This is a genomic window from Streptomyces sp. SudanB5_2050, from assembly GCF_964272335.1.
Lineage (GTDB): Bacteria > Actinomycetota > Actinomycetes > Streptomycetales > Streptomycetaceae > Streptomyces > Streptomyces rochei.
Window position 1 is genome coordinate 4,902,498 of record NZ_OZ186760.1, and the last position, 19,385, is coordinate 4,921,882.

Sequence of the window (19,385 nt, forward strand, 5' to 3'; positions counted from 1 at the left end):
GGCCACCGGCTGTGAGGCCTCGCCGGACCGTCGTGCACAATCGGCAGCATGACGACCCCGGAGCCACAGTCCTCCTCGCCGCAGTCGCCGGAACCCGTGTCCAAGGACCGGGTCTACCGCTCGCCCGCGGGCCTCGCCGGTGGCGTCCTGCTGCTCGCCCTCGCCCTGTGGCTCGGCATCGACGCCGTGGTCGCGGGGGAGGGGCGGACCCCCTGGGTGGCGCTCGCGGCACTCCTCTTCCTGGTGCCGCTCGTCGCCGCCTACACCGTGCGGCCCGCGGTCCTCTCCAACGACGACCGGCTGCGGGTGCGCAATCCCTTCCGGGTGATCACGCTGCCGTGGGGGCAGGTGGCCTCCTTCCGGTCCGGCTACTCCAACGAGGTCTTCACCGAGGCCGGTGACAAGTACCAGCTCTGGTCCATCCCGGTCTCGCTGCGCGGCCGCAAGAAGGCCGCGCGGCAGGAGGCGCGGCGGGCCGCCGGGGGCGGGCGCGGGCGCGGAGGCGTGCTCGGCGGTTTCGGTGGCTTCGGCGGGGGCGGTGCGGCCGACGTCGGGGGCGCCGCCGCCGACGGGCCGGTGCGGGCCGAGACCGACAAGATCATGGACGAGCTGCGCGAGACGCTGGAGGCGCGGAAGCCGGCGAACACCTCGCAGGGCGAGGTGTCGGTGCGGTGGGCCTACGAGGTCATGGCGCCGGCGGCGGCCGGGGCGGTCCTGCTGGCGGTGCTGCTGGCCACGGGGTGAGGCTTGCGGTGGCTGCGCTGGTTCGGGGGGCCCTGGCCGTCGCGGTGGGGTGGTGCGGCGAGCGGCGGTTGATCAGGGTGCCGCCGACCAGATCAGCAGCATGTACGCCCCGCAGTACGTCGAGCCCAGCACCGCCGTGGTCAGCACCAGCGCCCGGTGGCGCCGGGAGGCGCGGGACAGGTGCAGGGCGAGCGGCAGGAGCAGCGGGAAGGCCGGGAGCAGGAAACGGGCGCGCGGGAAGTAGACGCCTCCGCTGCCCAGGACGATCGCCAGCATCACGCCCGAGTAGACCAGCAGCGCGGTCGGCTGGCGGTCCCACGCCGACAGGCCGAACAGCACCACCGCGCCGATCAGCGTGAGCGTCACCATCACCAGGAAGAGCTGCGGGGTCGGGTCGCGCCACAGCAGCCACCGGAACTGGTGCAGGGTGCGCAGGCCGCCGTCCAGCTCGTTGTACCAGGTCCGCTGTACGGCGAAGTAGCCGTCCCAGCGGCCCAGCCGCAGTCCCACCCAGGCGAGGTAGGCGCACCAGCCGAGCGGTGCCAGCGCGGCGGCGGCGACGACCCGGGGGGCGAGGGTGCGGTGGCGGAGGAGGTGGAGCAGGGCCGTGACCGTGACCGCGGCGGCCACCGCGACGCCGGTCGGGCGGGTCAGGCCCGCCAGCGAGGCGCAGCCGGCCGCCCAGAGCCAGCGGCCCGTCAGCACGGCGTACAGCGCCCAGGCCGCGCACGCCGTGAACAGCGACTCGGTGTAGCCCATCCACTGCACCGCGCCCACCGGGAACGCCGCCCACAGCGTGGTCAGGAGCACGCCGACGCGGCGGCCGTGCAGACGGTCGCCCACCGCGAAGATCCCCCACGCCGCGATCAGTGAGGCGACGACCGCGAGGCCGAGGCCCGTCGAGGCGCGGGAGCCCGGGGTGAGCACCGCGACCGCCTTCACCAGGACCGGGTACAGCGGGAAGAACGCCAGGTTGTTGGTGTTGGGGGTGGTGCCGAGTTCGTCGGTGTAACCGTGCTCGGCGATGCCCAGGTACCAGTCGGAGTCCCACTGCGCGGCCAGGTTGACCCACAGGTCCTGGTGGCGGCGCGGGGCCCAGAAGGCGAGCACCGCCAGACCCGTGAGGCGTACGGCGACGTAGGCGGCGAGGGCGGGGGCGGCGTGCCGGGCGGCTGCGCGGGCGGTGTGCAGGGCGCGTCGGGCGCGGGCCTGGGGTGTGACGGGGGGCGTGGGCGGGGCCGGGGTCCGGGGCCGCCGGGTGCCGGGGATGTGTCCGCTGGACGTGGTCTTGGGCGCGGTCGAGGACACGGCGGCGGCTCCCTGGCTCTTGGCGGTGCGGTTCCGGTCCACCGTTGCCCGGAGGGCGGCCAGGTAAAGGGAGGGTGCGTCGATGAGCTGAGGGATGTCACCCGATGGGGTGCCTCCGGGTGGGGGCACCCCGTGGGGATCGGGTGACGTCCTGTGGGGGGTGGGGGGTGGGGGGTGGTGGGTGGTGGGGGGGGCGCGTGGTGCGTGGGTGGCGGTGGCGGGTGGGAGGGGTGGGGCGTGGTCAGATGCCCGCCGCTGCCGACAGGTCCCGCTTGAGGGCCGTCAGCAGGTCGGCCGCCTTCGTGCGGGCCTCCGGGAGGTCGGTGTGCGCCGCGACCGGGACGACGACCTCCAGGTAGCACTTCAGCTTCGGCTCCGTACCGCTCGGGCGGACGATCACCCGGGCGCCGTCGAGCGTGTAGCGCAGGCCGTCGGTGGGCGGCAGGGTGTCCGTGCCCCGGGTGAGGTCCTCCGCGTCGACGACGGGCAGGCCCGCGAGGCGGGTCGGGGGCTGCTCGCGCAGGCGGTCCATCGCGGCGGCGATCAGGGAGAGGTCCTGGACGCGGACCGAGAGCTGGTCGGTGGCGTGCAGGCCGTGCTCGACGGCGATGTCGTCGAGGAGGTCGAGGAGGGTGCGATTCTCCTGCTTGAGGGCGGAGGCCAGTTCGGTGATCAGGAGGGCCGCGGTGATGCCGTCCTTGTCGCGGACGCCCTCCGGGTCGACGCAGTAGCCGAGGGCTTCCTCGTAGCCGTAGCGGATGCCGTCGACCCGGGCGATCCACTTGAAGCCGGTGAGGGTCTCCTCGTGGGGCAGGCCCGCCTTGCGCGCGATGCGGCCGAGGAGGGAGGAGGAGACGATCGACTCGGCGAACGTGCCGGTCGCTCCGCGGGCGACCAGGTGGGCGGCGAGGAGCGCGCCGACCTCGTCGCCGCGGAGCATGCGCCAGTCGGTGCCGTCCTGCACGGCCACGGCCAGGCGGTCGGCGTCCGGGTCGTTGGCGATGATCAGGTCGGGGTGGGTCTCCCGGGCCGTCGCGAAGGCGAGGTCCATCGCGCCGGGCTCTTCCGGGTTGGGGAAGGCGACGGTCGGGAAGTCCGGGTCCGGTTCGGCCTGCGCGGCGACGAGGGTGGGGGCGGGGAAGCCGGCCCGGGCGAAGGCGGCGAGGAGCGTGTCCTTGCCGACGCCGTGCATCGCGGTGTAGACGGTGCGGGCGGTGCGGGGCGAGTCGGGGGCGAGGACGGCGTCGGTGCGGGCGAGGTAGGCGTCGAGGACGTCGTCGCCGAGGGTCTGCCAGCCGGTGGTGGGGCGGGGGACGTCGTTCAGGGAGCGTACGGCGTCGATCTCGGCGGCGATGTCGGCGTCGGCCGGGGGGACGATCTGGGAGCCGTCGCCGAGGTACACCTTGTAGCCGTTGTCCCGGGGCGGGTTGTGGCTGGCGGTGACCTCCACGCCGGCGACCGCGCCGAGGTGGCGGATGGCGAAGGCGAGGACGGGGGTGGGGAGGGGGCGGGGGAGGATCGCCGCGCGCAGGCCGGCGCCGGTCATGACGGTGGCGGTGTCGCGGGCGAAGTCCAGCGACTTGTGGCGGGCGTCGTAGCCGATGACGACGAGGCCGGCGGTGTCGTCCCCGTGGGGGGTCCCCTGCTTCTTCAGGTACGCGGCGAGGCCGGCGGCGGCGCGGATGACGACGGCGCGGTTCATGCGCATCGGGCCGGCGCCGAGTTCGCCGCGCAGGCCGGCGGTGCCGAACTGGAGGGTGCCGGAGAAGCGGGCGGTCAGCTCCGCGCGGTCCTCGGTGTCGATGAGCGTGGCGAGTTCGGCGCGGGTGTCCGCGTCGGGGTCCTCGGCCAGCCATGCCTTGGCCCGAGCGAGGAGGTCGTCGTCGTGCACGTCGGTCTGCCTCTCGTGTGTCGGTGGGGGGTGGATGCCGGTGCGGGTGCCTCCGGCGGTGGTGCGGGGATGCCTGCGACGGCCTGTGCGGGTTGGTGGGTGGGGTGCCTGCGGCGCCGCTGCGGGTTCGGTGGGGGTGCGCGTAGCGCGTTCGGTTGTCTGTGGGTCGGGGCCGCGCCGGGGGGTGTCCGTCCTCGGAACGGCGCGGAATCGGTGGGCTACGGGGGTGAACGGCGCGGACGCGCCAACCGCTGCGGGCGGACACCCCCCGACACGTCCCCTCCCCGCCGTACGCGGCTACCCCGCCATGCCGCCGGAGCTGCGGGCAGTCGTGCCGCTGGGGCGGCACGGGTGGGCGCAGCGGCACCCCGTCGGCGCCGGGCTGCGCACCCACCCCGCGCCCACACCCACGCCGGGCGCGCAGCCCTCGCGGGACGCCGGGGAACAAAAACCCCGGTTACAGGCGGCCCAGTACCTGGGTCAGCAGCGAGCCCATGCGCGCGGCGGAGTCGCGGCCGGCCTGCAGGACCTCCTCGTGGTTCAGCGGCTCCCCCGTCATGCCCGCCGCGAGGTTCGTCACCAGCGAGATGCCCAGCACCTCCGCACCGGCCTCACGGGCGGCGATCGCCTCGAGGACCGTCGACATGCCCACCAGGTCGGCCCCGATGACGCGCGCCATGCGGATCTCGGCCGGCGTCTCGTAGTGCGGGCCGGGGAACTGGGCGTAGACGCCCTCCTCCAGCGTGGGGTCGACCTCCTTGCACAGGGCCCGCAGGCGCGGCGAGTACAGGTCGGTGAGGTCGACGAAGTTCGCGCCGACGATGGGGGAGGTCGCCGTGAGGTTGATGTGGTCGCTGATCAGGACCGGCTGGCCGGGGCGCATGCCCTCGCGCAGGCCGCCGCAGCCGTTGGTCAGGACCACGGTCTTGGCGCCGGCGGCGACGGCGGTGCGCACGCCGTGGGAGACGGCGGCCACGCCGTGGCCCTCGTAGTAGTGGGTGCGGCCCAGGAAGACCAGCGCGCGCTTGTCGCCGAGGGCGTACGAGCGGACCTTGCCGCCGTGCCCCTCCACCGCGGGCTTGGGGAAGCCCGGCAGGTCGGTGACCTGGAACTCGGCCTCGGGGGCGCCCAGGGCGTCCACGGCCGGTGCCCAGCCGGAGCCCATCACGAGGGCGACGTCGTGGGTCTCGGCGCCGGTGAGTTCGCGCAGGCGGGCCGCGGCGGCGTCGGCGGCGGCGTAGGGGTCGCCCTGGATGTCGTCCGGAAGAAGAGATGCGTTCACGCCGAAGAGGGTAGCCGGTTTACGCCTACGCGCGTAGATGACGGAGGTCACGGGATTCGGATTGTTGGTTTGTTGTTTCTGACGAGCGGGCGTCAGCAGGGGCGCTTGCGGAGTTCCATGACGTAGTCGTGGGGTGCGCCGGCCGATTCGGCCGCGTCGGCCACCTCGCCCAGGTAGCGGGCGGAGGGCAGGCCGCCCTCGTAGGCGTTCAGGACGTACGTCCACGCCTTCTCCTCGCCGTCCAGGGTGTGGATGCGGACGCGGGTGCGGCGGTAGATGTCCAGGCCCACGCCCTCCCAGCGGTCGAGGGCGTCCTCGTCCATCGGGGCGATGTCGTAGAGGGAGACGAAGACCTGGGAGATCGGGTCCTCCACGAGGGTCGCGAGGGCTCCCTCCCAGCCCATGTGCTCGCCCCCGAAGGTCAGCCGCCACCCGTTCAGCCAGCCGGTCGCGCGCAGCGGCGAGTGCGGGGCGCGGCGGGTCATCAACCGCGCGTCGAGGTTGCCGGCGTACGCGGCGTAGAGCGACATGGGGAGAGGGTACGCGCCGTTCTCGTAACGACTGCGCCCCCGGGCGGCCCCACGTTGAAGGGTGCGGGACAATGGAGTACGTGACTCGGATCGTGATCATTGGTGGCGGACCCGGCGGATACGAAGCGGCGCTGGTGGCCGCTCAGCTCGGCGCGGAGGTGACCGTCGTCGACTGCGACGGTCTGGGCGGGGCGTCGGTGCTGACCGACTGCGTGCCGTCCAAGACCCTCATCGCCACGGCTGAGGTGATGACCACCTTCGACTCGTCGTACGAGGAGCTGGGGATCATCGTCGCCGACGACACCCCGCCGATGGAGCAGGCCGCCCGGGTGGTCGGAGTCGATCTGGGCAAGGTCAACCGGCGTGTGAAGCGGCTCGCGCTCGCGCAGTCGCACGACATCACCGCCTCCGTGACGCGCGCCGGTGCGCGGGTCGTGCGCGGGCGCGGGCGGCTGGAGGGCATGCAGGCCCTCGACGGGTCGCGGAAGGTCGTCGTGCGGGCCGCCGACGGGAGCGAGGAGACGCTGACCGCGGACGCGGTGCTGATCGCGACCGGCGGGCACCCCCGGGAGCTGCCGGACGCGCGGCCCGACGGCGAGCGCATCCTGAACTGGACCCAGGTGTACGACCTGGACGAGCTGCCGGAAGAGCTGATCGTGGTCGGCTCGGGTGTGACCGGTGCCGAGTTCGCGGGTGCCTATCAGGCGCTCGGGTCGCGGGTCACCCTGGTGTCGTCGCGGGACCGGGTGCTGCCCGGTGAGGACCCGGACGCGGCGGCCGTGCTGGAGGACGTGTTCCGGCGGCGCGGGATGAACGTCATGTCGCGGTCCCGGGCCCAGTCCGCCAAGCGGGTGGGGGACCGGGTGGAGGTGACGCTCTCCGACGGGCGGGTCATCACCGGGTCGCACTGTCTGATGGCCGTCGGCGCCATTCCCAACACGGAGGGGATGGGGCTGGAGGAGGCCGGGGTCAAGCTCAAGGACTCCGGGCACATCCGCACCGACCGGGTGTCCAGGACCTCGGCTCCCGGTGTCTACGCCGCCGGTGACGTCACCGGTGTCTTCGCCCTGGCCTCGGTGGCCGCCATGCAGGGGCGGATCGCCATGTACCACTTCCTGGGCGACGCGGTCACCCCGCTGAACCTGAAGACCGTCTCCGCCAACGTCTTCACCGACCCCGAGATCGCCACCGTCGGGTACTCGCAGGCCGACGTCGACGCCGGCAAGATCGACGCGCGGGTGGTGAAGCTGCCGCTGCTGCGCAACCCGCGCGCCAAGATGCAGGGCATCCGGGACGGCTTCGTCAAGATCTTCTGCCGGCCCGGTACCGAGATCGTGGTGGGCGGTGTCGTGGTGGCACCGCGGGCCTCGGAGCTGATCCATCCGATCTCGATCGCCGTCGACAACAACCTGACGGTCGAACAGATCGCGAACGCCTTCACCGTGTACCCGTCGCTCTCGGGCTCGATCGCGGAGGTCGCCCGGCAGCTGCACACCCGGAAGGCGAACGGGGAGAGCTGAGCCGCGGCCGGAAGCGAATCCCCGCCGGTCACGGGGAGTTGCGGCGCGTGCGGGCGGCATAGGCGGCTCGGGTAGGCACGTATACCACTTCCGCCTCTGCCGTGCGAACAACTTCTGTTATTCGGCGCATACTGCTGAAAGCAGACGGTCGTTGGGGTTACTGTCAGTTTCGTGTTCGCTGCAGAACGTCGCCAATTGATCCTCGAAATGGTGCGAGCGAACGGGGCCGTGTCGCTCCGTGAGCTCGCCCGCGTCGTCCAGACCTCCGAAGTGACCGTACGGCGGGACGTGCGCGCACTGGAGGCAGAAGGACTCCTCGACCGCCGGCACGGCGGTGCGGTACTGCCGGGCGGGTTCACGCGGGAATCCGGCTTTCCGCAGAAATCACATCTCGCGACCGCCGAGAAGACGGCCATCGCCGATCTCGCCGCGGGCTTCGTCGAAGAGGGCGAGGCCATCGTGGTGGGCGCGGGGACCACGACGCAGGAGCTGGCGCGCCGGCTCGCGCGGGTGCCCGGGCTGACCGTCGTCACCAACTCGCTGCTGGTGGCCCAGGCCCTCGCCCACGCCAACCGGGTCGAGGTCGTGATGACCGGAGGCACGCTCCGCGGGTCCAACTACGCCCTGGTGGGATCGGGGGCCGAGCAGTCCCTCCAGGGGCTGCGGGTGTCCAAGGCGTTCCTGTCCGGGAGCGGGCTGACGGCGGAGCGGGGGCTGTCCACCTCCAACATGCTCTCCGCGTCCGTCGACCGCGCCCTGGTGCAGGCCGCCGCCGAAGTGGTGGTGCTCGCCGACCACTCCAAGCTGGGCACGGACACCATGTTCCAGACCGTGCCCACGGACGTCATCACCCGCCTGGTCACGGACGAGCCGCCCGCCCACGACGACCGCGGCGCCACCGAGTTGCAGGCCCTGGCCGACCAGGGCGTGCAGATCGCCGTGGCGGGGGCGTCGGGGGGTGCGGGAGGTGGCTCCGGGGCCTCGGGGGGTGAATCCGTCCCGGCGCGCCGGCAGCGTCGGGACGTGGCGCTTCCGGGACCCCGCCGACAGGTCCCGGGTGCCGCCGCGGGACTGAGGCCGGCCGCGGCCATGGGGGAGCAGAACGCCGGTGCGGAACGGGCCCGCGTCGCGGACCTGCGCCGACGCTGAGACCGCGTACGGTCCGTCGCGTCCCCGGCAGAGATGACGGGGCGCCCGGCGGACCGACTGGTGTCGTGGTCCGCCGGGCGCCCCGTCGTCGTGGTGTGCGGGTGCTCAGTCCTTGATCTCGCAGATCGCGGCACCCGAGGTGACGGACGCGCCGACCTCGGCGCCCAGGCCCTTGACGGTGCCGGCCTTGTGGGCGTTGATGGGCTGCTCCATCTTCATGGCCTCCAGGACGACGATCAGGTCGCCCTCCTGGACCTCCTGGCCCTCCTCCACGGCGATCTTCACGATCGTGCCCTGCATGGGCGAGGCCAGGGTGTCGCCGGAGGCCGCGGGGCCCGACTTCTTCGCCGCGCGGCGCTTGGGCTTGGCGCCGGCCGCCAGGCCGGTGCGGGCCAGGGACATGCCGAGCGAGGAGGGCAGGGAGACCTCCAGGCGCTTGCCGCCGACCTCGACGACGACGGTCTCACGGCCCGCTTCCTCGTCCGCCTCCGCGTCGGCGGGGGAGGTGAAGGGCTTGATCTCGTTGACGAACTCCGTCTCGATCCAGCGGGTGTGGACCGTGAAGGGCTCGCTGGAGCCGGTCAGCTCCGGCGCGAAGGCCGGGTCCGTGACGACCGCGCGGTGGAAGGGGATGGCGGTGGCCATGCCCTCCACGGTGAACTCCTCCAGGGCGCGGGCGGCGCGCTGCAGGGCCTCCTTGCGGGTGCGGCCGGTGACGATGAGCTTGGCCAGCAGGGAGTCCCAGGCCGGACCGATCACGCTGCCGGACTCGACACCGGCGTCCAGGCGGACACCCGGGCCGGTCGGCGGCGCGAAGGTGGTCACCGTGCCGGGGGCGGGCAGGAAGTTGCGGCCCGGGTCCTCGCCGTTGATGCGGAACTCGAAGGAGTGGCCGCGCAGCACCGGGTCGTCGTAGCCGAGCTTCTCGCCGTCGGCGATGCGGAACATCTCGCGCACCAGGTCGATGCCGGCGACCTCCTCGGTGACCGGGTGCTCGACCTGGAGGCGGGTGTTGACCTCCAGGAAGGAGATCGTGCCGTCGAGCCCGACGAGGAACTCCACGGTGCCGGCGCCGACGTAGCCGGCCTCCTTCAGGATCGCCTTGGAGGCGGAGTACAGCTCCTCCATCTGGGCGTCGGAGAGGAAGGGCGCGGGCGCCTCCTCGACGAGCTTCTGGTGGCGGCGCTGGAGCGAGCAGTCGCGGGTGGAGACGACGACCACGTTGCCGTGCTGGTCGGCCAGGCACTGGGTCTCCACGTGGCGCGGCTTGTCGAGGTAACGCTCGACGAAGCACTCGCCGCGGCCGAACGCGGCCACGGCCTCGCGGACCGCGGAGTCGTACAGCTCGGGGACCTCTTCGAGGGTGCGGGCCACCTTCAGGCCACGACCGCCGCCGCCGAAGGCCGCCTTGATCGCGATCGGCAGGCCGTGCTCCTCGGCGAACGCCACGACCTCGTCCGCGCCCGAGACCGGGTCGGGGGTGCCGGCCACCAGCGGAGCGCCGGCGCGCTGGGCGATGTGCCGGGCGGCGACCTTGTCGCCCAGGTCGCGGATGGCCTGCGGGGGCGGACCGATCCAGATCAGACCCGCGTCCAGGACCGCCTGCGCGAACTCGGCGTTCTCCGAGAGGAAGCCGTAGCCGGGGTGGATCGCGTCCGCGCCCGACTCGCGTGCTGCCTTGAGGACCTTGGAGATGTCCAGGTAGCTGGCGGCGGGGGTGTCACCACCCAGGGCGAACGCCTCATCGGCGACGCGGACATGCAGAGCGTCCCGGTCCGGGTCCGCGTAGACGGCCACGCTCGCGATGCCGGAGTCCCGGCAGGCCCGGGCCACGCGGACAGCGATTTCGCCACGGTTGGCGATGAGCACCTTGCGCACGATTGAGGCTCCCTCCTTGAAACAAGCCGAGTTTAGGGACTGCCGACACGGCACTTCGACCCGTCCCCAATGGTGAGCTTGCCCACACGGAGCGTGATTCGAGGCTCGCTCGACCCGCGAAATCCCTTGTCCTACCGCGATACGCAGGACTCCTGGGGGAAACCCTAGCTCCCGGATGTGGGCAAGGTCTCTGTGAGAGGGTGCCGCGGGCCACTCCGTTTCTTTGTGGAGTCCCTACGAATGGCCCAATGATTCTTTGCCCGTGGCAGACCTCTTGTCCCCTGGTTTACCCGTTAGTAGCGTTCCCGGTGTCTCGAACGTACTTGGGGTAACAGCTGTCGTGTGCGGCAGCGGTCGAAAGTGGGTGGGGACCGGTGACAGTGCGCAGGCCGGTGGCGTGGACCGTGGCGGTCGTGTTCTTCGCGGAGGCGGTCGGCGTCGCCGCGCTGAACTGGTTCCTCGGGGTCGTCGTCGACCGGCAGGACATGTCCCTGGCCGGTCTCGACCCGGACGTGATGTCCGTGTCCTCGAAGGTCGGCGGTGTCGTCTTCGGGCTCTACTTCGCGCTGTGCGGGCTGGTCGCCCTGCTGGTGGCGCTGCGCGACCGGGCGCCCGCCGGTCTCGGCCGCGTCCTGCTGATCAGCGCGGCCGTGGTGCACGGGCTGCTGGGCGCGGTCTCGTGGGGGCTGGTGGGGCCCGTCGCCTTCGTCTCCATGATCGTCGTACTGGGCCTCGTCGTCCTGCTGCTGATGACCTACGACGACGCCCGCGGGGAGACCGTCGCCGGGCGGCCCGGGAACGGGCGGCCGGACGACGGCACCGGGGACGGCGGCTCCCCGGTCAGTCCGCCGCCGGCGCCCACAACTCCGTGATGCCGACCCCGAGGTCGGCCAGCAGGCGCCTCAGCAGGGGCAGGCTGAGGCCGATCACGTTCCCGTGGTCGCCCTCGATGCCGTCGATGAAGGGGGCCGAGCGGCCGTCCAGCGTGAAGGCCCCGGCGACGTACAGCGGCTCGCCGGAGGCCACGTAGGCGGCGATCTCCTCGTCGGTGGGCTCGCCGAAGCGGACGACGGTGGAGGCGGTGGCCGAGACATGGCGGCCGGAGGCGGTGTCCCAGACGCAGTGGCCGGTCTGCAGCGTGCCCGCCCGGCCGCGCATCGCCTTCCAGCGGGCGGTGGCCTCCTCGGCGTCCGCCGGCTTGCCGAGGGCCTGTCCGTCCAGATCGAGCACCGAGTCGCAGCCGATCACCAGGGCGCCGTGCACCTCGGGCTTCGCGGCGACGACCGACGCCTTGGCCTCGGCGAGGGCGAGGGCCAGCTCGGCCGGTGTGGGAGCGGTGACGGCGTCCTCGTCCACGCCGCTGACGAGGACCTCGGGGGCGAGTCCGGCCTGTCGGAGCAGACCGAGCCGGGCCGGGGACTGGGAGGCGAGGACGAGACGCCTGCGGTGCTGAGCGGTCATGCGGCCAGGTTAGTCACCGGGGCGGTCCGGGCTCATCTCAGGCCGATCACGATCATCGCCAGGACCATGGCCGTCGCCAGGAAGACGCTGAGCCGCCGCAGCATGGCCTGCATGTCGCGCAGTTCCTGGGGCGGCTCGTTCTCGGGGTCGGACCACAGCATGCCACCAGCGTGGGGCCTGGGAGGTGGGGGGCGCCTGAGTAGCGGTACTCAGATAGGCGCCCCCCTCGTCCCTCTGCGCGCGGTCACCCGCGCCCCGGGTGAGCCGTGCCTAGCTCGGCCAGTAGGTGCGGCCCCAGGCCGTCGGGCCGGGCTGGGGCAGACGGGCCGCCGCGATGCGGGACGGGTCGGACCACGCGTCGCGCGGGGTCTCGGCGCCGGACGGCTCGGCGGCCGCCGTCGCGGCGCGGGCACGGACCACCGCCAGGGCGGCGGCCAGCTCCTCCGGGGTGGGGTTGCCCCGTACGACCTTGATCACAGCGGCTCCTTGCAGGGCTCAGAGGGCACAGCGGGCTCAGCGGGCTCAGAGGGGGATGTTGCCGTGCTTCTTCGGAGGGAGGGATTCCCGCTTGGTGCGCAGCTGACGCAGGCCGCGGACGATGTGGCGGCGGGTGTCGGACGGCATGATCACCGCGTCGACGTAGCCGCGCTCGGCCGCGACGTAGGGGTTGAGGAGGGCGTCCTCGTACTCCTGGATCAGACGGGCGCGGGTGGCCTCGACCTCGTCACCCGCCTCGGCGATGGTGCGGCGGTGCAGGATGTTGACCGCGCCCTGGGCGCCCATGACGGCGATCTGGGCGGTGGGCCAGGCCAGGTTGAGGTCGGCGCCCAGGTGCTTGGAGCCCATGACGTCGTAGGCGCCGCCGAAGGCCTTGCGGGTGATGACCGTGATGAGCGGGACGGTGGCCTCGGCGTAGGCGAAGATCAGCTTGGCGCCGCGGCGGATGATGCCGTCGTGCTCCTGGTCCACGCCCGGCAGGAAGCCGGGGACGTCCACGAAGGTGATCACGGGGACGTTGAAGGCGTCGCAGGTGCGCACGAAGCGGGCCGCCTTCTCGGAGGCGGTGATGTCCAGGCAGCCGGCGAACTGCATCGGCTGGTTGGCGACGATGCCGACCGGGCGGCCCTCGACCCGGCCGAAGCCGGTGAGGATGTTCGGCGCGAACAGCGGCTGCGTCTCGAAGAACTCGCCGTCGTCGAGGACGTGCTCGATGACGGTGTGCATGTCGTACGGCTGGTTCGCCGAGTCGGGGACGATCACGTCCAGCTCGCGGTCCTCGTCCGTGACCTCGAGGTCCGCCTCCTCCGGGAAGGCCGGGGGCTCGGAGAGGTTGTTGGACGGCAGGTACGACAGCAGCTGCTTGACGTACTCGATGGCGTCCTTCTCGTCGCCGGCCATGTGGTGGGCCACGCCCGACGTGGAGTTGTGGGTGCGGGCGCCGCCCAGCTCCTCGAAGCCGACGTCCTCGCCGGTGACGGTCTTGATGACGTCGGGGCCGGTGATGAACATGTGGCTGGTCTGGTCGACCATCACCGTGAAGTCGGTGATCGCGGGCGAGTAGACCGCGCCGCCCGCGCACGGGCCGACGACCAGGCTGATCTGCGGGATCACACCCGAGGCGTGGGTGTTGCGGCGGAAGATCTCGCCGTACGCGCCCAGCGATGCCACGCCCTCCTGGATGCGGGCGCCGCCGGAGTCGTTGATGCCGATGACCGGGCAGCCGGTCTTCAGCGCGAAGTCCATCACCTTGACGATCTTCTGGCCGTACACCTCGCCCAGCGCGCCGCCGAAGACGGTGAAGTCCTGCGAGAAGACGGCGACCGGGCGGCCGTCGACGGTGCCGTACCCGGTGACGACGCCGTCGCCGTAGGGGCGGTTGGCGTCGAGGCCGAAGTTGGTGGAGCGGTGCCGGGCGAACTCGTCCAGCTCGACGAAGGAGCCCTCGTCGAGGAGGAGGTCGATGCGCTCACGGGCCGTCAGCTTGCCCTTGGCGTGCTGCTTCTCCACGGCACGTTCCGAACCGGCGTGCGTCGCTTCCTCGATACGGCGCCTCAGGTCCGCGAGCTTGCCCGCGGTCGTGTGGATGTCGGGCTGCTGCTCTTCCGGCTCGGACATCGGGATGCGGCTCCCTGCCTGCTCAAAAGGGGGGACGGTTACTCGTTCGTAGAGTAGTAGGGGGCCTTCCGATCGGCAGTGCGGTGTTTCCCACACCTAGGGTGGGTTGCATGACGCCCCGAGATGCCTCCGAATCCCCGAACGGCTCCCCGGACAACCGGTGGTCCGACCTGGGCCGGCCCCCGCTCAGCACCACGGCCCTGCGCCGGGGACTGATCCGCGAGGGCGGGCTGTGGCGGCGGGTGGACGTGGTGCAGCGCACCGGGTCCACCAACACCGACCTCGTGGCCCGCGCCGCGCGGGAGGACCTGGCCGAGGGGACGGTCCTCGTCGCCGAGGAGCAGACCGCCGCCCGCGGACGCCTGGACCGGCAGTGGTCGGCGCCGCCGCGGTCCGGTCTCTTCTTCTCCGTACTGCTGCGGCCCGCCGAGGTGCCCGTGCGGCGCTGGGGCTGGCTCCCGCTGCTGACCGGCGTGGCGGTCGCGACCGGCCTGTCCCGGGTCGCCGGGGTCGACACCGCCCTGAAGTGGCCCAACGACCTCCTGGTCACCGTCGGCGACGAGGAGCGCAAGGCGGGCGGCATCCTCGCCGAGCGCGCCGGTGACGACGGGATCGTCGTCGGCGTCGGCGTCAACGTCAGCCTCCGGGCCGACGAGCTGCCGGTCCCGCGGGCCGGCTCGCTGGCGCTGGCCGGGGCCGTGAACACCGACCGGGACCCGCTGCTGCGGGGCGTGCTGCGGTCGCTGGAGGACTGGTACGGGCGGTGGCGGGAGGCCGGGGGAGACCCGTCGGTCAGCGGCCTCCAGGAGACCTACGCCGCCGGGAGCGCGACGCTCGGGCGGATGGTGCGGGCGGAGCTGCCCGGAGACCGGTCCCTGGTCGGCGAGGCGGTCGCCGTGGACGGGGACGGGCGGCTGGTGCTGGCCACCGGAGCCGGTGTGCAGGAGCCGGTGGGGGCGGGGGACATCGTGCATCTGCGGCCGGCGTGAGCGCGGCCCCGGGGCGGCCGGGAGCGCGGGCCGAGCGGGAGTGAGCTGGGGCACACCTGACGTAAAGTTGGGGCCGGTCGAACCTGACCGCGGCAGATCGGAAGGGCAACAGGCGTGACCGTCGACGACACGGGCTCCGGCGCGGACGGGGACGGCCGGGTGGACCCCGAGCCCGCCCCGGACTCCGCCGACTCCGGCGAGGACCCGCTCGCACTGCGCCTGGAAGGGCTCATCCTGGGCGCCGAACGCCGGTACACGCCCTTCCAGGCCGCCCGCAGCGCGGGTGTCTCGATGGAGCTGGCCTCCCGTTTCTGGCGGGCCATGGGCTTCGCCGACATCGGCCAGGCCAGGGCGCTCACCGAGGCGGACGTCCTCGCCCTGCGGCGGCTGGCCGGTCTGGTCGAGGCGGGCCTGCTCAGCGAGGCGATGGCCGTGCAGGTGGCGCGCTCCACCGGGCAGACCACCGCCCGGTTGGCGGAGTGGCAGATCGACTCCTTCCTGGAGGGGCTGACCGAGCCGCCCGAGCCCGGGATGACGCGCACCGAGGTGACGTACCCCATCGTCGAACTGCTCCTGCCCGAACTGCAGGAGTTCCTGGTCTACGTCTGGCGGCGCCAGCTCGCCGCCTCGGCCGGCCGGGTCGTCCAGGCCGGCGACGACGAGGAGATGGTGGACCGGCGGCTCGCCGTCGGCTTCGCGGACCTCGTCGGCTTCACCCGGCTGACCCGGCGCATGGAGGAGGAGGAGCTGGGCGAGCTGGTCGAGGCATTCGAGACCACCGCCGCCGATCTGGTCGCCGCCCGGGGCGGACGCCTGATCAAGACCCTCGGCGACGAGGTGCTGTACGCCGCCGACGACGCGGGCACGGCCGCCGAGATCGCGTTGCTCCTGGTCGAGACGATGGCGAACGACGAGACCATGCCGGAGCTGCGCGTCGGCATCGCCTTCGGCACGGTGACCACCCGGATGGGCGACGTCTTCGGCACGACCGTCAACCTCGCCTCCCGGCTCACCTCGATAGCCCCCCGTGACGCCGTCCTCGTCGACAGCGCCCTCGCGGAGGAACTGGTCCGCACCCGGGACGCGCCCGCCTCGGAGGCGGCGGCGGCCGAGGAGGCGGCCGCGGCGGAGAAGGAGGGCGAGGAGCCCCCGGGCTACCGCTTCGCGCTCCAGCCGATGTGGCAGCGGCCGGTACGCGGTCTCGGGGTCGTGGAGCCGTGGCTGCTCTCGCGGCGCGGGGACGGCGGCCGGTCGTAGGACCGCGTGGGTCCTCCCGTTTCCCGGGGGAGTCCCGGGCGGGTCAGTGACCGCCGTCCAGGAGGTCCACGCAGAGGCCGATCACCGGCACGCACAGGCCCGGGTCGCCGGGCTCCGGGGCCGGGGCGGGTGCCGACGGCGGCGTGTCCGGCCGCGGCGACCGGGTCGGCGCGGGCGCGCCGGTCCCGGCGGGCGGGCGCGGGGTGTCCGGCGGGCGGGGCGAACGGGGAGCGGGCGGGGTGTCGCCCCGGTCGTCCGGTGCGTGCGGTCCGCCGGTCTGCCGGGGACCCTCGCGGTCACGGGAGCCGGTGGTGTCCCGCGGGCCCGCGGTCTCCCGGGCGGCCGTCGGGTACGGGGAGGCGTCCGGGCGTCCGCCGGAGGCCGGGGCCGGTATCGGACCCGGCTCGGGGGAACCGCCCAGGCCGCCCAGGGCCGAGGTCGCCGACGGGCTCCCGTCCGGCACACCGGCGGCGCTCCCCGCGCCGGCCGTGGGGACCGGGTCCGTGGCGATGCCCCGGCCAGGGCTCTCCAGGCGTGGCCCGGCGGCGGCGCGCGAGCCGTCGGCGTCACCGGGGCCGGGCAGGACGCGTACGAGGCTCAGGGCGCCGGCCGCAAGCACGAGGCCGCCGGTGACCAGCAGCGCCGCGCGCGGGCGCGGCCGACGGTGCCGCCCACGGCGCTCCCACGGGTACCGCGGGTACCGCGGTTTCGCGGCGGCGCCGGCCGGAGGGGTCGGGCCCGTCGTACGGGGGACGCCGGTGGTGCGCGGCGTGCCGGTTGTCCCGGGGGTGTCGGTGCCAGCGGTGGCGCCCGGCGTACCGGTGGTCTCAGTGGTGCCCGGCGAACCGGTGGTACCAGTGGTGCGCGGAGTGTCGGTGGTACCTGTGGTGCCCGGCGTGCCGGTGGTACCCGTGGTGCATGGCGTACCGGTGGTCCCAGTGGTGCCCGGCCCGCCCCTGGGACCGCTGGTGCCCGTCGTGTCAGTCGTACCGGTCGTCGTCATGGGCCCTCCCCGGTGCGCACGCGCCCCCCGCGCTGTGGCGGAGCGACGCTACGCGCCGGCGGCGGTCCGGGTACGGCGGTCGGCCGGTTGTCACTCGAACGGGTAACCGGGGTGTCCCGAGTCGCGGGCGTGCCCGGCCTTTCGCCACGCGGGTCCGCCTGCGATGATCGGGCCGTCGAGTTGTTAACCCGCGTTAACCGGAGGGTGTCATGAGCGAGGAGCGGTTCGGAGAGTTCGTCCTGGTGCGGCGGCACGGGGACGGGCATGTCGCGGAGCTCGCGCTCGACCGGCCGAAGGCCATGAACGCCGTCTCGACCGCGATGGCCCGCTCCATCGCCGCGGCCTGCGCGGCGCTCGGCGAGGACCGGGACGTACGGGTGGTGGTGCTGACCTCCACCCACGAGCGGGCGTTCTGCGTCGGCGCCGACCTGAAGGAGCGCAACTCCTTCTCCGACGCCGATCTGCTGCGGCAGCGCCCGGTGACACGCGGCGCGTACACCGCGGTGCTGGAGCTGCCGGTGCCGACCGTGGCGGCCGTGCACGGCTTCGCGCTGGGTGGCGGCTTCGAGCTGGCGCTCTCCTGCGACGTCATCGTGGCCGACCGCACGGCGGTGGTGGGGCTGCCCGAGGTGTCCGTCGGCGTGATCCCCGGCGGCGGCGGTACGCAGCTGCTGCCCCGACGGGTGGGCGCCGCGCGCGCCGCCGAGCTGGTGTTCACCGCGCGGCGCGTGGAGGCCGCCGAGGCGCGGGAGCTGGGGCTCGTGGACCAGCTCGTGGACGACGGGCGCGACCGGGAGGAGGCGCTGGAGCTGGCCTCCCGGATGGCCGCCAACTCGCCCGTCGGGCTGCGGGCGGCCAAGCGGGCGCTGCGGCTCGGGCACGGTCTCGATCTGCGGGCCGGGCTGGAGGTCGAGGACGCGGCGTGGCGGTCGGTGGCGTTCTCGGGGGACCGGGCGGAGGGCGTCGCGGCGTTCAACGAGAAGCGGGCGCCGCGCTGGCCGGGGGAGTGAGCCGCCCCGGAACGAAAGTCGCCCCATTTCGCCCCGTTTGAATCCCCTTTCGCCATAAAACTCCCTAGCCTGGAGTGATGGGTGAGGACAGGCGGCTCACGGCCGTGGTGGCGTTGGCGCAGGGCATGGCCGCCGCGCACAGCTCGCGGGAGGCGTGGCGGGCGGCGGCCGTCGGCGCGTGTCTGGCGCTGGGCGGCAGCTTCGCGGCGCTGTCGGTGTGGGAGCGCGAGCTGGGCCGGCTGCGGGTCCTGGTGAACGTGGGGGAGCGGGCCGAGGACGAGGAGGAGTTCCCGGAGGACGAGTCCTACCCGGTCCACCAGTTCGCCGAGATCACCGAGTTCCTGCACGAGCGCTGGGCCGGCGGCGGTGAGCCCGACGCCTGGGTCGAGACCGCCGAGGGCCCCGCCGCCGGGCGCCCCGGGTACGTCCACCAGCGCGTCGCCGCCCTGCGCCGCCGGGGGCGCGGCTGCTGCGTGGTCGCGCCGATCGTGCTGCACGGCCGCGCCTGGGGCGAGCTGTACGTGGCCCGCCCGATGGGGGAGCGGGTGTTCGAGCGGGCGGACGCCGACTTCGCCACCGTGCTGGCCTCGGTGGTCGCCGCCGGGATCGCGCAGACCGAACGGCTGGAGGAGGTCCGGCGGCTCGCCTACACGGACGCGCTCACCGGGCTGGCCAACCGCCGGGCCGTCGACGCCGCCCTGGACGAGGCCGTGGAGCGGCACCGCGCGGAACACGTCGTGGTCAGTCTCGTCGTCTGCGATCTCAACGGACTCAAGCGGGTCAACGACACGCACGGGCACGCCGTCGGCGACCGCCTGCTGGAACGTTTCGGCTCGGTGCTGTCCCTGTGCGGGGCGATGCTGCCCGGAGCGCTCGCCGCTCGGCTCGGCGGGGACGAGTTCTGTCTGCTGGCGGTGGGGCCGCCCGCCGACGCGGTGGTCAAGGCGGCCGAGGAGCTGTGCCGCCGGGCGGCCGAGCTGGAGCTGGGCGACGGCGTGGCCTGCGGGGTGGCGTCCACGGACGACCCCGTCGGACCGGTTCCGTCCGCCCGCCGGCTGTTCCGGCTGGCGGACGCCGCCCAGTACCGGGCCAAGGCCGAACGGGCGGCCGGGCCGGTCGTCGCCGGGCGCGAGGGTCCCGAGGATCCCGTCGTGCGCCTGGCGGACGAGCCGCCCCGGGGGGACGACGGGGAGCGCAGGCGGTTCCGCGGACGGCACTCCCCGTAGGGCCGGCCCCGCTCAGGGGTGC

18 protein-coding genes are annotated in these 19,385 nt (G+C 73.6%); 8 read left to right on the forward strand and 10 right to left on the reverse strand.

Translation table 11 applies throughout. The features are described from left to right. Nucleotides 1-48: 48 nt before the first annotated feature. Complete coding sequence (locus tag ACFZP7_RS22005; protein WP_125536329.1) at nucleotides 49-744, forward strand: PH domain-containing protein; 696 nt, start codon at nucleotides 49-51, stop codon at nucleotides 742-744. A 72-nt stretch (nucleotides 745-816) separates the two neighbouring features. On the opposite strand, the gene ACFZP7_RS22010 is transcribed toward ACFZP7_RS22005, so the two are convergent. The 4 genes from ACFZP7_RS22010 to ACFZP7_RS22025 form a co-directional block, all read right to left on the reverse strand. Further along, nucleotides 817-2,052, reverse strand: a complete 1,236-nt coding sequence (locus tag ACFZP7_RS22010; RefSeq protein WP_385635333.1) for a hypothetical protein — start codon at nucleotides 2,050-2,052, stop codon at nucleotides 817-819. 241 nt (nucleotides 2,053-2,293) lie between these two features. Next, complete coding sequence (locus tag ACFZP7_RS22015) at nucleotides 2,294-3,943, reverse strand: phospho-sugar mutase (protein WP_385635335.1); 1,650 nt, start codon at nucleotides 3,941-3,943, stop codon at nucleotides 2,294-2,296. Between the two features lie 457 nt (nucleotides 3,944-4,400). Further along, nucleotides 4,401-5,225 (reverse strand): purine-nucleoside phosphorylase, encoded by an 825-nt coding sequence (locus ACFZP7_RS22020; RefSeq protein ID WP_019329087.1) that lies wholly within the window; start codon nucleotides 5,223-5,225, stop codon nucleotides 4,401-4,403. Between the two features lie 92 nt (nucleotides 5,226-5,317). Continuing rightward, nucleotides 5,318-5,755, reverse strand: a complete 438-nt coding sequence (locus tag ACFZP7_RS22025; protein WP_019329088.1) for a gamma-glutamylcyclotransferase — start codon at nucleotides 5,753-5,755, stop codon at nucleotides 5,318-5,320. A gap of 71 nt (nucleotides 5,756-5,826) precedes the next feature. Between ACFZP7_RS22025 and ACFZP7_RS22030 the strand changes: the two genes are divergently transcribed. Further along, nucleotides 5,827-7,275, forward strand: a complete 1,449-nt coding sequence (locus tag ACFZP7_RS22030; protein WP_385635337.1) for an NAD(P)H-quinone dehydrogenase — start codon at nucleotides 5,827-5,829, stop codon at nucleotides 7,273-7,275. A 171-nt stretch (nucleotides 7,276-7,446) separates the two neighbouring features. Next, nucleotides 7,447-8,424, forward strand: a complete 978-nt coding sequence (locus ACFZP7_RS22035; protein WP_078855534.1) for a DeoR/GlpR family DNA-binding transcription regulator — start codon at nucleotides 7,447-7,449, stop codon at nucleotides 8,422-8,424. Nucleotides 8,425-8,529: 105 nt separating this feature from the next. Here the strand turns inward: ACFZP7_RS22035 and ACFZP7_RS22040 are convergent, their stop codons facing one another. Then, complete coding sequence (locus tag ACFZP7_RS22040; protein WP_019329091.1) at nucleotides 8,530-10,302, reverse strand: biotin carboxylase N-terminal domain-containing protein; 1,773 nt, start codon at nucleotides 10,300-10,302, stop codon at nucleotides 8,530-8,532. A gap of 374 nt (nucleotides 10,303-10,676) precedes the next feature. Between ACFZP7_RS22040 and ACFZP7_RS22045 the strand changes: the two genes are divergently transcribed. Then, nucleotides 10,677-11,174: a hypothetical protein gene (locus ACFZP7_RS22045; protein WP_210903311.1), complete on the forward strand. Its 498-nt coding sequence runs from the start codon at nucleotides 10,677-10,679 to the stop codon at nucleotides 11,172-11,174. Here the strand turns inward: ACFZP7_RS22045 and ACFZP7_RS22050 are convergent. The 4 genes from ACFZP7_RS22050 to ACFZP7_RS22065 all read right to left on the reverse strand — a co-directional run bounded on the left by ACFZP7_RS22050 (nucleotide 11,143) and on the right by ACFZP7_RS22065 (nucleotide 13,878). Next, on the reverse strand, nucleotides 11,143-11,763 hold the full coding sequence (locus ACFZP7_RS22050; RefSeq protein ID WP_210903310.1) for a nucleoside triphosphate pyrophosphatase: 621 nt from the start codon (nucleotides 11,761-11,763) through the stop codon (nucleotides 11,143-11,145). The genes ACFZP7_RS22045 and ACFZP7_RS22050 overlap by 32 nt on opposite strands. 32 nt (nucleotides 11,764-11,795) lie before the next feature. Next, complete coding sequence (gene mmpB / locus ACFZP7_RS22055) at nucleotides 11,796-11,924, reverse strand: morphogenic membrane protein MmpB (protein ID WP_019329094.1); 129 nt, start codon at nucleotides 11,922-11,924, stop codon at nucleotides 11,796-11,798. A gap of 109 nt (nucleotides 11,925-12,033) precedes the next feature. Next, a complete protein-coding gene (locus ACFZP7_RS22060; RefSeq protein ID WP_019329095.1) occupies nucleotides 12,034-12,240 on the reverse strand; it encodes an acyl-CoA carboxylase epsilon subunit in 207 nt (68 codons plus the stop codon). 45 nt (nucleotides 12,241-12,285) lie between these two features. After that, nucleotides 12,286-13,878 carry an acyl-CoA carboxylase subunit beta gene (locus tag ACFZP7_RS22065; RefSeq protein ID WP_030977967.1) on the reverse strand — a complete coding sequence of 531 codons (1,593 nt, stop codon included), beginning with the start codon at nucleotides 13,876-13,878 and terminating at the stop codon, nucleotides 12,286-12,288. Between the two features lie 110 nt (nucleotides 13,879-13,988). On the opposite strand from ACFZP7_RS22065, the gene ACFZP7_RS22070 reads away from it, so the two are divergent. Together ACFZP7_RS22070 and ACFZP7_RS22075 are read left to right on the forward strand one after the other, a co-directional pair. Further along, a complete protein-coding gene (locus ACFZP7_RS22070) occupies nucleotides 13,989-14,867 on the forward strand; it encodes a biotin--[acetyl-CoA-carboxylase] ligase (RefSeq protein WP_019329097.1) in 879 nt (292 codons plus the stop codon). Nucleotides 14,868-14,981: 114 nt separating this feature from the next. Further along, a complete protein-coding gene (locus tag ACFZP7_RS22075; RefSeq protein ID WP_019329098.1) occupies nucleotides 14,982-16,124 on the forward strand; it encodes an adenylate/guanylate cyclase domain-containing protein in 1,143 nt (380 codons plus the stop codon). Between the two features lie 43 nt (nucleotides 16,125-16,167). On the opposite strand, the gene ACFZP7_RS22080 is transcribed toward ACFZP7_RS22075, so the two are convergent. Next, complete coding sequence (locus tag ACFZP7_RS22080) at nucleotides 16,168-16,743, reverse strand: hypothetical protein (RefSeq protein WP_385635339.1); 576 nt, start codon at nucleotides 16,741-16,743, stop codon at nucleotides 16,168-16,170. 593 nt (nucleotides 16,744-17,336) lie between these two features. Here ACFZP7_RS22080 and ACFZP7_RS22085 point away from each other — a divergent pair. Next, nucleotides 17,337-18,137: an enoyl-CoA hydratase/isomerase family protein gene (locus tag ACFZP7_RS22085; protein ID WP_030977974.1), complete on the forward strand. Its 801-nt coding sequence runs from the start codon at nucleotides 17,337-17,339 to the stop codon at nucleotides 18,135-18,137. A 77-nt stretch (nucleotides 18,138-18,214) separates the two neighbouring features. Further along, on the forward strand, nucleotides 18,215-19,363 hold the full coding sequence (locus tag ACFZP7_RS22090) for a diguanylate cyclase domain-containing protein (protein ID WP_019329100.1): 1,149 nt from the start codon (nucleotides 18,215-18,217) through the stop codon (nucleotides 19,361-19,363). Nucleotides 19,364-19,385: the final 22 nt, after the last annotated feature.

What these genes read in the sequence shown, in the direction of transcription:
- ACFZP7_RS22005 (WP_125536329.1), top strand. Translation starts at nt 49, where the DNA reads ATGACGACCCCGGAGCCACAGTCCTCCTCGCCGCAGTCGCCGGAACCC.
- ACFZP7_RS22025 (WP_019329088.1), bottom strand. Translation starts at nt 5,755, where the DNA reads ATGTCGCTCTACGCCGCGTACGCCGGCAACCTCGACGCGCGGTTGATG.
- ACFZP7_RS22030 (WP_385635337.1), top strand. Translation starts at nt 5,827, where the DNA reads ATGGAGTACGTGACTCGGATCGTGATCATTGGTGGCGGACCCGGCGGA.
- ACFZP7_RS22050 (WP_210903310.1), bottom strand. Translation starts at nt 11,763, where the DNA reads ATGACCGCTCAGCACCGCAGGCGTCTCGTCCTCGCCTCCCAGTCCCCG.
- mmpB (WP_019329094.1), bottom strand. Translation starts at nt 11,924, where the DNA reads ATGCTGTGGTCCGACCCCGAGAACGAGCCGCCCCAGGAACTGCGCGAC.
- ACFZP7_RS22065 (WP_030977967.1), bottom strand. Translation starts at nt 13,878, where the DNA reads ATGTCCGAGCCGGAAGAGCAGCAGCCCGACATCCACACGACCGCGGGC.
- ACFZP7_RS22070 (WP_019329097.1), top strand. Translation starts at nt 13,989, where the DNA reads ATGACGCCCCGAGATGCCTCCGAATCCCCGAACGGCTCCCCGGACAAC.
- ACFZP7_RS22085 (WP_030977974.1), top strand. Translation starts at nt 17,337, where the DNA reads ATGAGCGAGGAGCGGTTCGGAGAGTTCGTCCTGGTGCGGCGGCACGGG.
- ACFZP7_RS22090 (WP_019329100.1), top strand. Translation starts at nt 18,215, where the DNA reads ATGGGTGAGGACAGGCGGCTCACGGCCGTGGTGGCGTTGGCGCAGGGC.